Source organism: Cupriavidus sp. FW305-26, assembly GCF_058787975.1.
The window spans coordinates 81,813-99,089 of the sequence record NZ_JBYTAH010000009.1; the positions used below are offsets into that span (position 1 = coordinate 81,813).

General features: G+C 67.4%; 17 protein-coding genes and 2 pseudogenes. 8 read left to right on the plus strand and 11 right to left on the minus strand.

Annotated elements, in window-relative coordinates:
* The first annotated feature begins 79 nt into the window (after positions 1-79).
* On the plus strand, positions 80-904 hold the full coding sequence (locus tag AC3WQZ_RS08060; protein ID WP_010810590.1) for an IclR family transcriptional regulator domain-containing protein: 825 nt from the start codon (positions 80-82) through the stop codon (positions 902-904).
* 23 nt (positions 905-927) lie between these two features.
* Here the strand turns inward: AC3WQZ_RS08060 and AC3WQZ_RS08065 are convergent, their stop codons facing one another.
* From AC3WQZ_RS08065 to AC3WQZ_RS08085, 5 genes and pseudogenes are all read right to left on the minus strand, one after another.
* Positions 928-1,059: a hypothetical protein gene (locus tag AC3WQZ_RS08065; protein WP_492300309.1), complete on the minus strand. Its 132-nt coding sequence runs from the start codon at positions 1,057-1,059 to the stop codon at positions 928-930.
* A 54-nt stretch (positions 1,060-1,113) separates the two neighbouring features.
* Positions 1,114-1,335: pseudogene (locus AC3WQZ_RS08070) on the minus strand (FAS1-like dehydratase domain-containing protein); the annotation flags it as partial.
* Between the two features lie 55 nt (positions 1,336-1,390).
* Positions 1,391-2,158: pseudogene (locus AC3WQZ_RS08075) on the minus strand (thiolase C-terminal domain-containing protein); the annotation flags it as partial.
* Positions 2,158-3,177 (minus strand): hypothetical protein, encoded by a 1,020-nt coding sequence (locus AC3WQZ_RS08080; RefSeq protein WP_454750492.1) that lies wholly within the window; start codon positions 3,175-3,177, stop codon positions 2,158-2,160. The gene AC3WQZ_RS08080 and the pseudogene AC3WQZ_RS08075, both read right to left, overlap by 1 nt.
* Before the next feature lie 29 nt (positions 3,178-3,206).
* Complete coding sequence (locus AC3WQZ_RS08085; RefSeq protein WP_011615525.1) at positions 3,207-3,794, minus strand: hypothetical protein; 588 nt, start codon at positions 3,792-3,794, stop codon at positions 3,207-3,209.
* A gap of 29 nt (positions 3,795-3,823) precedes the next feature.
* Between AC3WQZ_RS08085 and AC3WQZ_RS08090 the strand changes: the two genes are divergently transcribed.
* The 3 genes from AC3WQZ_RS08090 to AC3WQZ_RS08100 all read left to right on the plus strand — a co-directional run bounded on the left by AC3WQZ_RS08090 (position 3,824) and on the right by AC3WQZ_RS08100 (position 5,088).
* On the plus strand, positions 3,824-4,294 hold the full coding sequence (locus tag AC3WQZ_RS08090) for an anion permease (RefSeq protein ID WP_234788213.1): 471 nt from the start codon (positions 3,824-3,826) through the stop codon (positions 4,292-4,294).
* Entirely contained in the window at positions 4,209-4,661 is a 453-nt protein-coding gene (locus tag AC3WQZ_RS08095) for an anion permease (RefSeq protein WP_010810584.1), read from the plus strand. The genes AC3WQZ_RS08090 and AC3WQZ_RS08095 overlap by 86 nt, the downstream gene beginning before the upstream one ends.
* A 151-nt stretch (positions 4,662-4,812) precedes the next feature.
* Positions 4,813-5,088: a hypothetical protein gene (locus AC3WQZ_RS08100; RefSeq protein ID WP_010810583.1), complete on the plus strand. Its 276-nt coding sequence runs from the start codon at positions 4,813-4,815 to the stop codon at positions 5,086-5,088.
* A gap of 277 nt (positions 5,089-5,365) precedes the next feature.
* Here the strand turns inward: AC3WQZ_RS08100 and AC3WQZ_RS08105 are convergent, their stop codons facing one another.
* The 4 genes from AC3WQZ_RS08105 to AC3WQZ_RS08120 form a co-directional block, all read right to left on the minus strand.
* Complete coding sequence (locus tag AC3WQZ_RS08105) at positions 5,366-5,830, minus strand: ferritin-like domain-containing protein (RefSeq protein ID WP_010810582.1); 465 nt, start codon at positions 5,828-5,830, stop codon at positions 5,366-5,368.
* Between the two features lie 66 nt (positions 5,831-5,896).
* On the minus strand, positions 5,897-6,328 hold the full coding sequence (locus tag AC3WQZ_RS08110; RefSeq protein ID WP_010810581.1) for a universal stress protein: 432 nt from the start codon (positions 6,326-6,328) through the stop codon (positions 5,897-5,899).
* A gap of 132 nt (positions 6,329-6,460) precedes the next feature.
* Positions 6,461-7,444: a Bug family tripartite tricarboxylate transporter substrate binding protein gene (locus AC3WQZ_RS08115; protein WP_010810580.1), complete on the minus strand. Its 984-nt coding sequence runs from the start codon at positions 7,442-7,444 to the stop codon at positions 6,461-6,463.
* Positions 7,445-7,592: 148 nt separating this feature from the next.
* Positions 7,593-8,858 carry an alpha/beta hydrolase gene (locus AC3WQZ_RS08120; protein WP_454750496.1) on the minus strand — a complete coding sequence of 422 codons (1,266 nt, stop codon included), beginning with the start codon at positions 8,856-8,858 and terminating at the stop codon, positions 7,593-7,595.
* Between the two features lie 291 nt (positions 8,859-9,149).
* Between AC3WQZ_RS08120 and AC3WQZ_RS08125 the strand changes: the two genes are divergently transcribed.
* Together AC3WQZ_RS08125 and AC3WQZ_RS08130 are read left to right on the plus strand one after the other, a co-directional pair.
* Positions 9,150-10,331 carry an efflux RND transporter periplasmic adaptor subunit gene (locus tag AC3WQZ_RS08125; RefSeq protein WP_492300310.1) on the plus strand — a complete coding sequence of 394 codons (1,182 nt, stop codon included), beginning with the start codon at positions 9,150-9,152 and terminating at the stop codon, positions 10,329-10,331.
* 1 nt (position 10,332) lies between these two features.
* On the plus strand, positions 10,333-13,449 hold the full coding sequence (locus tag AC3WQZ_RS08130; protein ID WP_492300311.1) for an efflux RND transporter permease subunit: 3,117 nt from the start codon (positions 10,333-10,335) through the stop codon (positions 13,447-13,449).
* A 31-nt stretch (positions 13,450-13,480) separates the two neighbouring features.
* Here the strand turns inward: AC3WQZ_RS08130 and AC3WQZ_RS08135 are convergent, their stop codons facing one another.
* Entirely contained in the window at positions 13,481-13,765 is a 285-nt protein-coding gene (locus AC3WQZ_RS08135) for a hypothetical protein (RefSeq protein WP_011615530.1), read from the minus strand.
* A gap of 301 nt (positions 13,766-14,066) precedes the next feature.
* Between AC3WQZ_RS08135 and AC3WQZ_RS08140 the strand changes: the two genes are divergently transcribed.
* Entirely contained in the window at positions 14,067-14,750 is a 684-nt protein-coding gene (locus AC3WQZ_RS08140; RefSeq protein WP_010810575.1) for a heavy metal response regulator transcription factor, read from the plus strand.
* Positions 14,747-16,165: a heavy metal sensor histidine kinase gene (locus AC3WQZ_RS08145; RefSeq protein WP_492300313.1), complete on the plus strand. Its 1,419-nt coding sequence runs from the start codon at positions 14,747-14,749 to the stop codon at positions 16,163-16,165. The genes AC3WQZ_RS08140 and AC3WQZ_RS08145 overlap by 4 nt, the downstream gene beginning before the upstream one ends.
* 18 nt (positions 16,166-16,183) lie before the next feature.
* Here AC3WQZ_RS08145 and AC3WQZ_RS08150 read toward each other — a convergent pair whose 3' ends face one another.
* Positions 16,184-17,101, minus strand: a complete 918-nt coding sequence (locus AC3WQZ_RS08150; protein WP_439667992.1) for a LysR family transcriptional regulator — start codon at positions 17,099-17,101, stop codon at positions 16,184-16,186.
* Between the last annotated feature and the right edge of the window lie 176 nt (positions 17,102-17,277).

The following is a 17,277-nucleotide window of genomic DNA, read 5'->3' on the forward strand; positions in this document are numbered from 1 at the left end:
CGGTCATTGACGCCCGTTTTTTCGAACTTTACGTCCGACCTTGCTACAATGTCAACCTGAAATCAGACCTCGTACAGACATGACTACTACCGACAACGATGGCTTCGTACGCTCTTTTGCCCGCGGACTGGCCGTTATCCACGCGCTCGGGCGCAGCGGCACGCACACCGTTGCCAGCATCACGGCATCCACTGGCCTGCCGCGGACCGTGGTGCGGCGGATTCTGCTCACGCTGTGCGAGCTGGGCTATGCGGCGGAATCCGAAACGCGGGGTTTTCGCCTGACCCCGAAGATCCTTACCCTCGGCATGACCTACCTGACCTCGCTGCCCTTCTGGGGGCACGCGCAACGCGCGCTGGAAACCCTGTGGACGCAGGTCACCGAGTCGTGCGGCATGTGTGTGTTCGACGGGCACGATGCGGTATATGTCCTGCGCATTCCGTCGCTGAAGATCCGCTCACTGGGGCTTGGCGTGGGCAGCCATGTGCCGGCCTTCGCCACAGCACCAGGCCGGGCGGTGCTGGGCTTCCAGACCACGGAATTTCTCTCGCAGTTTCTCGACGAGGCCTCCCTGCGCGCCTACACGGACCGCACCGTGCACGACAAGGCAGCATTGCTTGAAGCGTTCGCTGCCGTGCGCCGCGATGGCTATGCGTGGGTGGATGGAGAATTCGACCAGCACATCGCAGGCCTCGCCGTACCGGTACGCGACGAACACCACAACGTGGTGGCATCGATCAGCGTCAACCTGCCCTCGGGCGAAGTCACGAGGGAGGAAGCGGTGAAGCGCTTCCTGCCGCCCTTGCGAGCGGCCGCGGAACAGTTGACTGGCCTGGCGCCGGCATTCCTGAACCCGGTCGTGGTGCCCACGCAGCGTGAAGCAGCGGTCAGCATGCAAGCTTGAGCAGGCTGCATGCCAGCAAACGCCTACTTCCAGTGCTGCTTGCGAAGTTCGTGCTTGAGCACCTTGCCGACGCTCGACAAAGGCAACGCCTCCACGAATTCAACGCTGCGGGGGACCTTGTAGCTGGCAATGCGTTCTCGGCAGCTTGTCGCCAACCTTCACGTCGGCGAAACGGGGGGCTTGCATGGTTCTGTTCTCCTTGTGCGCGATCAGCCGCGGCGTTCCACCAGGGTGCTGCGCATGTCGGCGACATGTTCGCCGTCCTGGTTGGTCACGCGGGTGGTGTTGACGACAAGATGCAGCGCGCCCCCCTTCTTGTCGTAGACGTCGCTGACCGTCGTGTCGAAGTGCAGCGTGTCGCCGGCGTAGGCCATGCGGTGATAGTCGAAGGCCTGTTCAGCGTGCAGGATGCGGCCCAGGTCCACTTGCAGCACCTTCATGCGGTCGATGCCCGATGCGGCCGACACATCGCTGTTCAGGCACATGAAGAAGCCCACCCGACGGGTTGACCACGACCTTGCCGCCGTAGGTGTTGTCACCGTCCCGCACCATCATCTCGGCCTCGCCGGCCCTGGCGAAGCCCAGCGACTCATAGCTCAGCAGCTCGTTCTGCGCGAAGCAATCGTGCAGTTCGCAGACCTGGATATCCGACGGGCCGACGCCGGCCTGCTCGTACACGGCCTGCGCGCCCGCCTCGGCCATATGGAAGCCCACCAGGCCGATCATCGAAGGCGGCTCAAAGCTCGGGGCCACGTCGGTGGTCAGCGACTGGGCCAGGATGCGCACGTCGGTGCGCAGGTTGTGCTTGTTCGCGAAGGCTTCGGTGCAGACAATGGCAGCGGCGGCGCCGCAGGTCGGCGGGCAGGCCATCGAGCGGGTCATCACGCCGGGCCACATCACCTTCTCGGCCATCACGTCTGCTTCCGTGACGACGGTGCGGAACACGGCCAGCGGGTTGTTGGCAGCGTGGCGGCTGGCCTTGGCGCGGATCCTGGCGAAGGTCTCCAGCCTGGTGCCGTAGCGCTGCATGTGCTCGCGGCCGGCGCCGCCGAACAGCGTCAGCGCGCGCGGCACGCCGGCCTCGACCGCATCCTGCACCATCGGGGCGGCGATGTTGGTGAACTCGACCATGGCCGCCTCGCGGTCAGTCCACGCGCTCTTCAGCGGGCCCGGCTGCATGAACTCGAAGCCCAGCGCCAGCGCGCATTCCACCGCGCCGCTCTCCACTGCCTGGCGCGCCACCATCCCCGCTGTCACAGCAGCCGCTCCGCCTCCTCGATCAGGGCGGTCGGCGACAGCATGTCGCCACGCGCGAACCGCACCAGTGCGATGGATCGCACCAGTGGAGGATCGCCCGGGACGTGGGCAGTGAGCAGGTCGATGTCGTATGCCGGCCCCGCGCTGTCCGCCGCGAGCAGCACGTTCATGGCACTAAGCCGCAAGTGTCTTTGCTCGATGGAAAAGCAGGAGCGTGCGTCCGCCAGGACCTCGGCCAGGCATTCCAGTTGACGGTCAAGCGCCCCGGTTTCGGGGCCGAGCTGCGCAAGTTCCTGCTCGTTCGCGGCAATCTGCCCGCCCAGCGCGGCCTGCTCGCCGGGACTTGCGTCGGCATCGCCGCCGAGCACCGAACGCATGCCGGTGCCTTGCTGCTGGAGCAGGCGCAGGCGCGCCACCAGCAGCGCCTGCTCGCGCGTGAGCACGTCGCGGCGTGACTTGCCGGCAGCGAAACGGGCGAGACCCTCCATGCTGAACTGATCGAACATGCGCCGGACAATTTCCTCGCGCAGCGCGGCCTCGCTGCGAGCGATGATCCTGACCTTGTGATCGCCGAAACTGACGGTGGTTTGCGGCACTTCCGTGCGCATGACATCCCCTTCCAGCGCAACCCCGAGCGTGCGCCGCTCGGTCATCGCCATCCCCAGCACCGCAAACGCCTGCGGCGCATCGGGCGACTGTTCGAAGAACGCGCGCAGTTCAGGAGAGCGGCTGAAGGCCAGCGGCACGTCACGCGGCGCGCCGAAGAAGGCGTGAACATAGGGATCGTCACCCCATGCCTGCATGCTGGCTTCCCGCGGCGCGGGAAGACCCTGGACGAGTTCGCGCACGTAGTCCTGCGCTTGCTCGAGCGCAGGCCGAAGCCGCTGCTGGTAGCGTGACACCAGCCGCAAGCGCGGATAGATCCGGGTCACGCGCTCGGTCAGCTCGGCAATCTCCTGCTTGCCGTGCGCATGGACTTGCGCATTGCGCCAGCGCAACCACCGCAGAAAACCCATCGGCATGCTCCCACCCGGCGCCGCCTTACTCAGCGGGCACGCCTGGGCGTGACAGAAATGGCAAGGGCTTCGGTGTAGACGGCCTGCACCTGGTCACCGCGTCTAACCGCCTTCAGTTGCTCCGGATCCTCGACATGCACGTCCACCGTCTTGCCCTTTGGCCCCTTGAGCGTCACCATGCCGGTCTTGGCGTTGACGGCCACCACATCGGCAGTGACCGTCACCTCGCGCCCGACCATGCCGCCGGGCTTGGCGCCAGGAGCGGCCCGCTCGGCGGTCTCGCGTTCGGTGCTGGAGCGCATGCCGCTCTGCTTGGCGAGAGCCACTGACAAGGCCTGCGTGTACTCGACGGTGACCATGTCGCCCACGCGGAGCTGCTCGAAGTTGCGCACGTCCTCGCCGACCTGTACGTCCGTGACCTTGCCCTGCTTGTTCTTGAGCGAAATGGTGCGCGTGGCGGCATCGATGGCCACCACCGTGGCAGTGGCCTTGACCGTGCCGGTGGTCCTGGTAGCCCCCACGCCCGACACCGTGTCCACGCGCGTCTCGGGCTGTGCCAGCACCGGAAGAGTTGCCGCGGCAAGTATCGCCGCCACGATTAGCTTGCTGGGATGCATGACTTACTCCTCGAGCCCCGTCTGCTGGCATGCCGTCGTTCGGCGGCGCCGGCACGACGCCGGCGCTTCTACCGGAAAGGTCTATAAACCATAGCATACGAACGGTTATTCGCCTGCCCCGCGTCCCTCACGCCACATTTGACGTCGGCGTTCACGGACTGGCCCCTGAGCGCGGAGGTGGTCATCATCGATGTTGCGCGAATCCGGGCCGAAGGCCAGGCGCTGGAAGCTCCCCCGCCGCGAAGCCAGCGGCCCCCGCAGGGCATCTCAAAGATCTCTGGAGATTTCTAGTCCCGGTGGGAATCGGCATCGTGCTCTGGTTCCTGCCGGCGCCGGCCGGCCTCGCGGTGAAGGCGTGGCACATGTTCGCGGTATTTGTCACCACCATCGCCGGCATCATGACCGCCCCTGCCCATGGCGGCCGTCGCCATCATCGGCGCCAAGGAAATCATCATGGCGGCAATTTTCCTTGGCTTGCTGGTGCTCTGGATTTTCGGTGAGGACCTGGCCATCGGCGCAACGCTGGCGGCGGCTCTCGGCGTCTCGCTGCTGTTCATCACCGGCGTGCTGACCTGGGAGGATGCCCTGAACGAGAAATCCGCCTGGGACACCATGATCTGGATCGGCCTGCTGATCATGCTGGCCTCCAAACTCAATGAGTACGGCATGGTTGCCTGGTTCGGCAAGGAGTTCGGGGCACACCTCGAGGGCTTCCACCGGCTGGCCGTCTATATGCTGGTGGCGGCGATCTATTGCTACGCTCACTACTCCTTCGCCAGCGCCACGGCACACATCAGCGCCCTCTTCCCGCTATCCATGGCGCTGATGGTCGCGGCCGGTATCCCGCCTTTCACCGCGGCGCTTTGATCGCGCATGCGCTAACAAGCACTTTTCATATTCTTTGGTTGGCGGAGCAAATCGCGCTAACAATAGCTTACATACACGGACATCCGCTTGATTTACCCTCCGCTGCCTGAACCTTGCCCGCCCGGGCCCACCACACGAAAAACAGGCAAAAATGAAGAAGATCCACGCGTACCCGCTGATGGCAATCGCCATGCTGACCGCCTCGGGGGCCGCCTTTGCGCAGCATGTCGTCGGGGGGATGGGCGAGGAAGTCAGGATCGGCGCGTTCTCCGGTCCGACGCACCGCACCGACAGCAGTCGCGGCACGCCCACTGGGCGCAGGGACAATACGGCAAAGCCAGGCCGGCAAGCCGCCGATCCGCGTAGCGCACGTCCGGTCAGCACGCGCGGACCTGCACCCACGCTTCCCGGCAAGCATTTGCCATAGCCGCGCACAGGCGAACCTCACCGAAGCCAACCTGGCACAGAACCAGTTGCTGCCGGCACGGAACGCGTCAGCTGACGCCTATCACGGAGCGCTCGCCGCCGCGGCGACATTGGCGCTGGCAACCAGCTCGGTTGGCGCGGCGCGCGATGGGGGTGGATGGCCGGTGCGGTGACGCGGCCTGTGCCCTGCTCCCGGCGTCGGGGACGAAAGCAATGGGGGCGAAACCTTGTGGCACGCGCGCTCTTGCACGCACGAGAAGGCAGCGGGCCGGCCCAGATCAGCCCTGTCGCGGCTGCACCGTCGCCGCAAGGCCGGGCTTGCGCAGCATTTTCTCGACCTCTCCCGCATGCAGTTCCTCCAGCTGGATCAACTGCCGCGCATACTCCTCCAGCGCGACTGAGCGCCCCTCGACCAGGCTTAGCAGCTCACGGTACAGGTCCAGGGCCTCCATCTCGGTCGCGAGCGATTCACGCAGGATCGCGCCGATATCGGTCGTGTGGGTGTCCAGCAGCTCGCCGATGCCAAGCGAGGGATAGGCGCCGAGGGTCGTGATCCATTCGCCGGCCTGGTGCGCGTGCAGCAGCGACTCATTCGCCTGCTCACGCAGCCACGACACGATGGGAATGCGGCCGAAGCCGAATATCAGGAACGAATAGTGCGTGTAGCGCACAACCCCGGCGAGCTCGGCTTCGAGTATTCGATCCAGCACACCGACGACTTTCTCCTGTTCCATTTCCGTCATGGCAGGTTCCCCCGTGAGGTGGATTCGACAGTACGCCAGCACCCGCGGCGGCACGCCGCGCAGTGTCTAGCGGTAGACGAGGACAGGAACCCGGCAGTGGGTAAGAACCTTCTGGGTTTCACTGCCGACCAGCAGGCCCTCCAGGCCCCTGCGGCCGTGCGACGCCATGAAGATCACGTCACACCCGTGCCTCGCGGCCGCATCGATGATGCCCTTGTAGGGTACCGAAGTCGTCATATCCGTTTCGCATGTGACTCCCGCGGCCCTGGCCGCAGCAACAACCGCTTCCAGCCTGGCGCTTGCATGTGCGGCCTCTTGCTCTTCGAAGGCCTTGCGCCTGGGATGGCCGGCATCGCCTGACGCCACGTAGGGATACTCTTCCATGCACGTATAGGCCGTCAGCCTGGCGCCGCCGGCTTTGACAAAACCAATGGCCGCATCCATTGCCATTTTTGACAGTTCCGAGCCATCGGTGGCCAGCAAGATGTGCTTGAACACGATTCTTCTCCTTGGGCGATTGATCCCGGCGGGCAGCGACAGCCCGCCAGTCAAGTTCAGTATGGACAAGAATCCGCCTCTCGCCACCCACGCCGATGCACCCGCGCACACGCCGACGCTGCCGCGGCGCCCTCACCCATCGATCTTGAAGCCGATATCCTTGATGAACTGCCCCCAGCGCGCATGATCGGTCCGGATCTGCGCGGCGAAGGCCTCAGGCGTGACCGCCTGCGGCGGCAGCACGCCAACGCCGGCCAGCCGCTTCTGGTAGGCCGGGTCGGCCAGCACCTTGCGCACCGCAGCAGAGACCGCATCGACCGTGGCCTTGGGCATGGCCTTGGGGCCGAACAGCGCGAAATAGCCGCTGAGCTGCTCCATCTCAGGAAAGCCCTGCTCACGGAAGGTAGGCGCCCCGGGCGCCAGATCAGAGCGTTCCGGGATGGTGGTGGCCAGCGCCTTGGTCTTGCCGGCCTGGTATAGCGGCACGCCGGTGGTCAGGCCGTCGATCATCAGCGGCACCACGCCGCCCACGAGGTCCTGCGTGGCCGGCGCCGAGCCCTTGTACAGCACCGGTTCAAGGTTGGTGCCTGCCAGCCGGTTGAACAGCAGCGGACCGAAGTGCGACGAGGTGCCCGGACCGTACGAGGCCGAGTGGATCGGCTTGGTCGGATTCGCCTTGGAATAGGCGATCAGTTCCTTCAGCGTGGAGTACGGCGCATCCTTGTTGGCCGCCAGCAGCACCGGGGCGCGGCCAAGTTCCGCCAGCGCGGTGAGGTCGGTCAACGGGTCGTAAGGAACGCGGTTGATATGCGCGCCCGAGGTGGCCGAGGAACCCAGCGTCACCAGCAGCGTCTGCCCGTCATTCCTGGCGCGGATCACGTCCTGCGTGGCAGGAATGGTGGCCCCGCCGGGCTTGTTCTCCACCACCACCGACTGCCCGGTCACGCGCGTCAGGTAGTCGGCAAACAAGCGTGCCACCACGTCGGTGCCGCCACCAGGCGGATAGGCCACGACCAGCCGGATGGCGCGCGCCGGCCACTGCTGCGCGATGGCGTGCGGCGCGACGCCGGCGGTCGCCGCGATGGCCGCGGCGCTCAGGAACTTTCGACGATCCATGTATGAAGTCTCCACGTTATCGTTGTTTGCCGCGATGGCGGCGGGTACTTCATGTTAGAGGCTGATGCGCCGTGGGACAGGCCCGGGTTTTCCTCCATGCGGCGGAGCCGGGCGCGGACTGCCGGTGGCTTGCCTGCCTTGCATTCGCCTACATCGCCTGCGAGCTGCTGCCGTTGTCGTCCCGCGTCATGCGCTGCGTTTCTGGCGCACGGTCGCCGGCACGCAAGTCCGCGCCGGCGAAAACCCCCGCGATCACCTCGCCTTGCCAGGAGAAATAGGGATTGAACGTCAGCCGCGCATGCGCCTTGCCGGCTTCGCGATAGCCCCAGTCCGAATACCACACGGTCTCGCCACGCTCGCAAGCCCTCGTCGCCAACTCATCCTGCCCGTTCCAGCAGATGCGCAGGCGGCCCTGTTCCCCGTACAGCGGATTCGCCGGCGAGAACAGCAAACCCATATGGGAGAACTGGCTGATCCGCAATTGCGGCAGCGTATCGCCACGCACCAGCACGCGGCCGCTGTCCGCCGTGGTCTCCGGCCTCTGGCCATACCAGATCAGGCGGCTTGCGGGATGCGTAAACCTGTCCTGGAACACGGTCAGCAAATAGCGGGTATCGAGCACCGAATCGTGCTGCGCCACCGCCATGAAGACCGGCTTGTCGTAGGCCCCCTGCTCCAGCCGCAGGCGCGCCGCGCGACTGCTGCGGTAGAACTGGGCGAAACCGTTGGTTGGCACCGTCATGTAGCGCACGGCGTTCTGTATCGGCCGGCGCCCGTCCGGCTCCAGCAGCCATGGGCGGATCCAGCCAATCAGCGGGGTCAGCCAGTCGTAGCGGCTGTTGGACTGGAATGCCGGTGAAAACAGCACCAGCCCCGCCACGTCCGGGTGAGCGTAGGCGTATTCAAGTGCCAGGTTGGCGCCAGTGGAGAAGCCTCCCAGGTAGACCTGCCCGACATCGCGGCGCAGCACCTCGGCCTGCTCCCGCACCACGCGCTGCCAGTCTTCCAGCGTCACGTCCAGCAGGTCCTCCGGCCGGGTGCCATGACCGGGCAGCAGCACGGTCCTGACCAGGAAGCCCTGCGCGGCGAGCTGCCGGGCGAGGTCATGGAACGACCACGGCGAATCGCCAAGGCCGTGGATCAGCAGGATGCCCTTCTCCGGCTTCGTTCCGGCACGGGACAGCGCCGGCAGCCATTCGCCGGGGCCGTTCCATGCGAGTTCGGCTGCCTTGTCGGCAAGCTGGAAGTGGCGCCGCGCCTGCAGCTGGCTGAGGGTTTCGCTACGGTAATCGCTGAAGCTCGCGCGCGCGGGCAGCGGGCCGCCGCTGCCGATGCCGGCGCACGCTGCCACGGTCAGTGCCATGGCACCCAGCCCGGCCCTGGCTGCGTTCAGCTTGTTGCGGTTGGATCTCAACCTGTCCTCCACATCGTCTGCCCTCACTGGCAGCGTCGCTGCCGTGCGCCGGATTCCGGGCATGATGGCCCGGCCCTGCCAATCGATAAACCGCGTAGCTTAGCTGCCCGCAGCCAACGGCGTGCTGACAGGCAACTGGCAAAGCCGTCAGCAAGCACGCTGCGACTACCGCATGCGCGCGCGCCGCGGCCTTCCTGACAGCCCTGACAGGCTGGCGTCACCGTTCCAACCGCCTCCGTTGGCTATAAACCAGCATGCCAATGACTTGTGGATCCGGCGGGTCCGACTGCCATGCCTGCGTTCTCCCTCACCTCCTATCTGCTCGCGGCGCTCGGGCCTTATGCGCGACGGTTGTGGTTTGCAGCCGCGGCGCTCTGCGTGCTCGCGCTCGGCACGCTCGGCCTGGTCCGGCGCAGCCAGTCCGATGCGCCCCCACCGCCGCCACCGCCTGTTCCTGTGCGCGTGGCGCGCGTGGAGGCACGCGACGTCGCCCGCCAGGCGGAAAGCGTCGGCACCGTCCGGCCCTTGCGCGACGTGGTGGTGCGCACGCAGATCGACGGCCAGCTGATGCGCCTGCATGTGCGCGAAGGCCAGCAGGTGGCCCGCGGCGAGCTGCTCGCCTCGCTCGATGACCGGCCGATCCAGGCCGCACTGGGTCAGGCCCGCGCCACGCTGGCGATGAACCTGGCGCAGCTGCGCGCGGCCGAGCTCGACCTTGGGCGCTACCGCACGCTGATCGCCGCCGATGCCATCCCGCGCCAGACGCTGGACCAGCAGCTCGCCACCGTCGAGCAGCTGCGCGCCACCGTGCAGGGCAACCGCGCCGCTATCGTCGCCGAGGAAGTGCGCCTGTCATACACCCGCATCCGCTCGCCCATCGCCGGGCGCATCGGCTTGCGCAACGTCGATGAAGGCAACCTGGTGCGGGTCGGCGACGCCGACGGGATCTTCACCGTCACGCAGCTGTCGCCCATCACCGTGGAATTCACCATGCCGCAGTCGGCGCTGCCGGTGCTGCAACACCTGAGCGCCGGCGGCGCGAACGCGGCCGTGCACGCGCATGCACGCGACGGCGGCGCGCCGCTGGCGCAGGGGCGCCTGCTGGTGATCGACAGCCGCGTGGGCACCGGCAATGGCGCGGTCCGGGTCAAGGCCGAGTTCGACAACCGCGCCGGCGAGCTGTGGCCGGGCCAGTTTGTCGCGGTGCGGCTGCACACCGGGCTGCTGCGCGATGCGCTGGTGGCCCGGCCCGCGGTGCTGCGCTACGGCGAACAAGACCAGCCTTATGTGTTCCGCGTCAGGCCGGACAACACCGTGGAGATCGTGCCCGTCAGCGTGCGCTACCAGGACCGCCAGCAGGCCGTGCTGGAGGGCGTCGCCGCCGGTGACCAACTGGTGTCGGACGGCCAGTCCCGGCTGCGCGCCGGCAGCCGCGTCTCCGTGCCGATCGCAACCCCGGCCCCGAGAGCCTGAAGTGAAATCATCCTCTTCGCTATATGGCTGGTGCATCGATCACCCGATCGGCACCGCCTTGCTGGCTGCCGCCCTGGTGCTGCTGGGTGCGGCCGCATATTTCCGGCTGCCGGTGGCACCGCTGCCCGAAGCCGAAGTGCCAACCATCCAGGTCAACGCCCTGCTGCCCGGCGCCAGCCCGGACACCATTGCCTCGTCGGTCGCCACCCCGCTTGAAGTGCAGTTCAGCGCCATCCCCGGCATTGCCGAGATGACTTCGACCAGTGCGCTGGGCTCGGTCACCATCGTGCTGCAGTTCACGCTGGAGACCCGGCTCGACAGCGCCGTGCAAGAGGTACAGGCGGCCATCAACCGCGCCACCAGCCGGCTGCCGCCGGACATGCCGGCAATGCCGACCTGGCGCAAGGTCAATCCCGCGGACAGTCCGGTGGCGATCCTTGGCATCACCTCTGACACGCTGCCGCTGACCGAAGTCAGCGACTACGCCGAGCGCGTGCTGGTGCGTCAGCTCGGGCAGCTGCCGGGCGTGGGGCTGGTCAACGCCACCGGCCTGCGCCGCCCCGCGATCCGTGTGCAGGCCTCGCCGGCGGCGCTGGCCGGCGTGGGCCTGACGCTGGCCGACGTCCGCGGCGCAATCCGCGCGGCCAGCCGCAACGCGCCCAAGGGCGCGCTGTACGGCGAGGCGCGCGTCAGCACGCTGGAGACCAATGGGCAGTTGCTGGAACCGGACGACTATCGCGAGCTTGTCGTGGCCTGGCGCAACGGCGGCCCGGTATTCCTGAAAGACGTCGCGCGGGTCGCGGTCGGGCCTGAAGACGCCTACGTCAATGGCTTTCCGAATGGCCGGCCGGGCGTGGCGCTCGCCGTCATGCGCCAGCCCGGCGCCAACATCGTGCAGACCTTCGATCGCATCAACGAAGCGCTGCCGTCCCTGCGGCGCGCCTTGCCCGCCGATGTCCGCGTGGAGATCCTGAACGACCGTACCCGCACCATCCGCGCCTCGCTGCACGAGGTCGAGCTGACCCTGCTGATCGCTGTGATGCTGGTGATCGGCGTGATGGCGCTGTTCCTGCGCGAGTGGTCGGCCACGCTGATCGTGACGGCGGTGCTGGGCGTGTCGCTGGCGGCCACCTGCGCGGCGATGTACCTGATGGGGTTCAGCCTGAACAATCTCACGCTGGTGGCGGTGGTGGTGGCGGTCGGCTTTATCGTCGACGACGCCATCGTGGTGGTGGAGAACATCCACCGCTACCGCGAATCCGGACTCGGCCTGCGCGAGGCCGCGCGCCGCGGCGTGGCCGAGGTCGGGCCCACGGTAGTGTCGATCGGCCTGTCGCTGGTGGCGGTGTTTATCCCGTTGCTGTTCATGTCCGGGGTCGTGGGCCGCCTCTTCCGCGAATTCGCGCTGACCTCGGCGATGGCGATACTGATCTCGGTGGTGGTGTCGCTGACGCTGGCGCCCGCGCTGGCGGGCATCGCCATGCGCAAGGCGCATCACGATACGGGCGCGCGCCAGGCGGACCTGTCCACGTGGCTGGGGCAGCGCTACGCAGCCGGGCTGCGCTGGTGCCTGCGGCGCCAGGCGCGCGTGCTGGCGGTGTTCGGCCTGACGGTATGCGCCAGCGTGGCAGGCTTCGTGCTGATCCCCAAGGGCTTCTTCCCGCTGCAGGACACCGCATTCGTGCTGGGCACCTCGCAGGCGGCGGCGGATATCCCCCATGCGGACATGGTCGCCAAGCATCGCGCCCTCGCCGACATCATCGCTGCCGACCCGGCCGTGCTGACGGTCACCCATTCGGTCGGCATGACCGGCGGCAGCCAGACCCTGGCCAACGGCCGCTTCTGGATCGTGCTCAACGACCGTTCCGACCGCGACGTCTCGGCCAGCGGCCTGATCGACCGCCTGCGGCCCAGGCTGGCCGCGGTGCCGGGCATCCAGCTCTACCTGCGCGCAGCACAGGACATCAACATCGGCGCCGGGCAGCCGCGGGCCCAGTACCAGTACGTGCTCAAGGGCAACGAAACCGCCGAGCTCTATGCGTGGTCGCAGCGGCTCACCAGCGCGCTGCAAGGCGAGCCGCTCTACCGCGACCTGTCCAGCGACCTGCAGCTCGGCGCCAATGTCATCCGCATGCGCATCGACCGCGCGGCGGCAGCGCGGCTGGGTCTCACCTCAGCCGATATCGACGAGGCCCTCTACAACGCCTTCGGGCAGCGCCAGATCAACGAGTTCCAGACCGACACCAACCAGTACCAGGTGGTGCTTGAAGTCGACGACGACGGGCGCGGGCATATCGAGACGCTGCAGTCGTTCCGCCTGCGATCCCCGCTGTCGGGCGAGATGGTGCCGCTCGCCGCGGTGGCGAGCATCGCGCCGCCGGGCGCCGGGCCGGTCTCGATCCTGCACCACGGCATGCTCCCTGCGGTCAACCTGTCTTTCAACCTCGCGCCGGGCGCACCGCTGGGCGATGCGGTGGCACGGCTGGAGCAGGTACGGCAGCGCATCGGCATGCCGGCCGCCATCCAGGGCACGTTCCTGGGTTCGGCCCAGGCGTTCCAGGAGGCCCTGGCCGGGCAGCCCTGGCTGATCCTGGCGGCGCTGCTGGCGGTCTACATCATCCTTGGCGTGCTCTACGAAAGCCTGGCGCATCCGCTGACGATCCTGTCCACGCTGCCGTCGGCGGCCATTGGCGCGCTCGCGCTGCTGTGGCTGGGCGGGTTCGACTTTTCCATCATGGCGCTGATCGGCGTGATCCTGCTGATCGGCATCGTCAAGAAGAACGGCATCCTGCTGATCGATTTTGCGCTGGCGGCGCAGCGCACCCGCGGCATCAGCGCCGGCCAGGCGATCTACGAGGCGGCGCTCACACGCTTGCGCCCGATCATGATGACCACGCTGGCCGCATTGCTGGGCGCGGTGCCGCTGATGCTGGGCTTCGGCACCGGCGCGGAACTGCGCCAGCCGCTGGGCGTGGCCGTGGTAGGCGGCCTGCTGCTCAGCCAGGCGCTGACGCTCTTCACCACGCCAGTGGTCTACCTCGCGCTGGACCGGCTGTCCCGCTATCGCCGGCCCCTGGCGGCGGTGCCGGGCGCTGCCACGCCTAATGGCAGGCCGTGATGGCTGCATGGGTGTTGGTGGGCTGCGGGGCTCAGCCGTTCGCGTCAGCGGGCCGTGGCTCGCTGCGCGCGCCGTCCGTGTACGTGTCGCGCGGTTCACGCACCCGGGCGCCGTCGCTGTACACATCGAAGCGGCCCTTGGCTGTCGCCGCGCTGGCCGCGCCATCGGTATACGGGTCAACGGCCCGCGGTGCAGCCTTGGCCGACAACGAAATGCTTGCGCCGACCATCATCAGCAAGGTCGGGATCAGGGCGCGCAGCAGCGCGGAACGGTGGCCTGTGCTGTCGTGGTGGTGGGATCGCTTGGGTGAGGTCATGGAAGGACTCCTGTGCAAGTGGGAAAACCGGCCCGGCCGGGCACGCATGGAGTCTAGGGAGCGCAGCCGACGCCACCCTGACGCAACGCTGACAATTGCGTCAGGCTGGAGCGGCGGCGCGTCTTCAAACAGTCTTTTCCACCAGTGTGAACAAAAGCGGCACGTGCTCCTGTCATGCTTGCGGAGCGCGCGCCGCAAGGCCTGGCTGCACAGCTTCGGTGCGGCACCGGGAAACTGACAGGATTGACAGGTTGGAGCCGCACACATCTTCTATATTGTTTAGATTCCGAGGATTGGACCAATGAAACTCTTGCTGGTCGAAGATGAGATCAAGACGGTCGATTACCTGCGCCGCGGCCTGTCCGAGAATGGCTACGTAGTCGATACCGCGCACAACGGCGTGGACGGCCTGCACCTGGCCTGTACCGAGCCCTACGACGCGATCGTGCTCGACGTGATGCTGCCCGCGCTGGATGGCGTCTCGGTGCTGAAGTCCCTGCGCCGCGAGCAGCAGACCCCGGTGCTGATGCTGACCGCGCGCGACGACCTGGATGACCGCCTCAATGCCTTCGATGCCGGCGCCGACGACTACCTGTCCAAGCCCTTCTCTTTTCTGGAGCTGCTGGCGCGGCTCAACGTGCTGACGCGGCGCGGCCGGCAGACTGAGCCGTCGCAGCTGACCGTGGGCGATCTGCGCATCGACCTGCTGTCGCGGCGCGCCACGCGCGGCACGCGGCGCCTGGAACTGAGCGCACGCGAATTCACGCTGTTGTCGGTGCTGGCCAGGCGGCAGGCGCAGATCGTGTCCAAGACCGCGATCACGGAACTGGTCTGGGACATCTCGTTCGACTGCAACACCAACGTGGTCGAAGTTGCGGTCAAGCGTTTGCGCGCCAAGCTGGACTGGCCCGGCGAAGCCAAGCTGCTGCATACCATCCGCGGCATGGGTTACGTGCTGGAGCACCGCGACGGATTGAGCGCATGAACCGGCAACGCTCGATCGCGGCGCGGCTGGCCGCCATGTTCGGGCTGGCGGCAGCCCTGGTCTTCACCGTCACCGGCATGGTGCTGTACCGCGTGCAGTGCGTGGAACTGGAAAAGCGCCAGCTCGGAGAGATCCGCGCCCGCTTCGACCTGGCCGGCACCAAGGCCGCGGGCCTGGGCACCGAAAAGCAATGGGAGCACTTTGCCGCCATGCTGCGCACCCTGACGCCGGCCGATCACAGCGTGCGCTACTTTGTCGAAAGTACCGACCGCCGCTTCGACTACGGCGAGCCCTTCCCGCGCGAGGCCGACACCAGCCCGCGCGCACCCGACGTGTGGGCGGTGGAGTTCGGCGACCACCGCTTCCTGATGCTGAAGCGCCGCATCCCGGCGCTGAATGATCGCCCCGAGGTGGCGCTCGCGGTCGCGGTGGACCAGGCGGCATTCTTCGAGACCAGCCGCACGCTTGGCATCGCCCTGGTGGTGTCGTCGGTGCTCGGCGTGATCGCGGTGAGCCTGCTTGGCTGGCGCATTGCCAAGTCCGGCCTGGCGCCGATCGAGCGCCTGTCGCAACATGCCGGCGCGCTCGACCCCAAGCAGCTGGAGCACCTGCCCGACGCCGACCTGCCCGCCGAGCTGGGCGGCCTGGTGCATGCCTTCAACGGCGCGCTCGACAAGCTCGAGGACGCCTACCAGCAGCTATCCGCCTTCAATGCCGACGTCGCGCACGAACTGCGCACGCCGCTGGGCAATGTCATCGGCCAGACCCAGGTGGCGCTGTCGCGCCCGCGCAGCACCGAACAGCTTGAAGAGATCCTGCAGTCCAACCTGGAAGACCTGGAGCGCCTGAGCCGCATCGTGATCGACATGCTGTTCGTGGCGCAGTCCGACCGCGGGGCGCTGGCGCGCGACCTGGTCGAGGTCTCGGTCGCCCAGGAAGTCCGGCGCAGCGCGGACTTCCTCGACATGCTGTTCGAGGAAGCCGGCGCCACGCTGCACGTGACCGGCGATGCACGCGTGCGCGTCAACGTCTCGCTGCTGCAGCGCGCGCTGACCAACCTGATGAGCAACGCCCTGCAGCACGGCCGGCCCGGGCGGCCGGTGACGGTCACGATCGCGCAATCGGCGGACACGCTGACCATCGCCGTGCGCAATGAATCCGATCGCCTGCACACGATCCGGCCCGAGCGGCTGTTCGATCGCTTCTACCGCGCCGACGCCGCGCGCAGCGACAGCCGGCAGAACCACGGACTGGGGCTGGCCATCGTCAAGGCAATCGCCACCATGCACGGCGGCAGCGTGTTCGCGCAGGTGCAGGCGGACGCGATCCGGATCGGCATGACACTGCCGGTCAGCGAGCCGGCGCAAGCCGCACCCGCGCCGGCACGGCCGCTGCCGCGCCCCGCGGCGGCCTGATTGCGCCGTGTTGATGCCTCAGGCCGCGCCCCGGAGCGGCCCGAACCGCTCCACGTACAACCCCGCCACCCAATCGACAAACACCCGCACCCGCGGTGCCAGCTGCCGGTGGAACGGATACAGCGCCGACACCGGCAAGTCCGGGCAGGGCCAGGCCTCAAGCACCGGCACCAGCCGTCCCGCGCGCAGGTGCTCTTCCACGCGGAAGCGCGGCACCTGGATCAGGCCGCAGCCGGCCAGCGCCGCGCTGGTATAGCACTCGGCATCGCTTACCGAGATCCAGCCGCGCGCCTTGAACTCCTGCACCTCGCCATCGACGGTCAGCGTGAAGGGATAACGGCGGTCATGGTTGCGCGAGAAGAATCCCACGCCGATGTGCTGTGCCAGCTCCGACGGGTGTTCCGGTTTGCCATGCGCGGCCAGGTATGCGGGGCTGGCGCACAGCACCTCCGGCATTTCCGCCAGCCGCCGGGCCACCAGCGAGGAATCGCGCGGCTGGCCGGCACGCACCACGCAATCGATGCCCTCCCCGACCAGGTCGACCAGCCGGTCGCCGCTGCTGACGATCAGGTCGATATGCGGATAGCGCTCCCGGAACTCGCCGATGCGCGGCAGGATGATCATGGTGGCGTGGGTGCCATGCAGGTCCAGCCGCAGCGTGCCGCGCGGGTTGGCCACCTGCGTGCTGAGCGAGGTCTCGGCGTCTTCCAGGTCCTGCAGCACGCGCTTGCTGCGCTCATAGAACGCCTGCCCGTCCAGCGTGGGGCGCACCTGGCGCGTGGTGCGCTCCAGCAGGCGCGCGCCGACGCGGGCCTCAAGTTCCTTGATGGCGTGCGTGGCGGTGGCGCGTGGCATGTCCAGCGCGCTGGCGGCGCCGGTGAAGGAGCCCAGTTCCACGATCCGGGTAAAGAGTTGCAGCGCGTCGAAGCGGTCCATGCGGAGGGGCTGTCATAGCGGAAAGGTCACTTCCGGATTGGAATCAGGTTCCGGGCGCGCGTCAAGCCAGATCTCCGCTCGCCTGTCCGGGGTCGGGTCCTTGACTGCGGGCAGGGACCACGAATCAGCCAGGCATCGATGCTGCTAGCCTATATTTCATTAATAGTCTTCTGCCG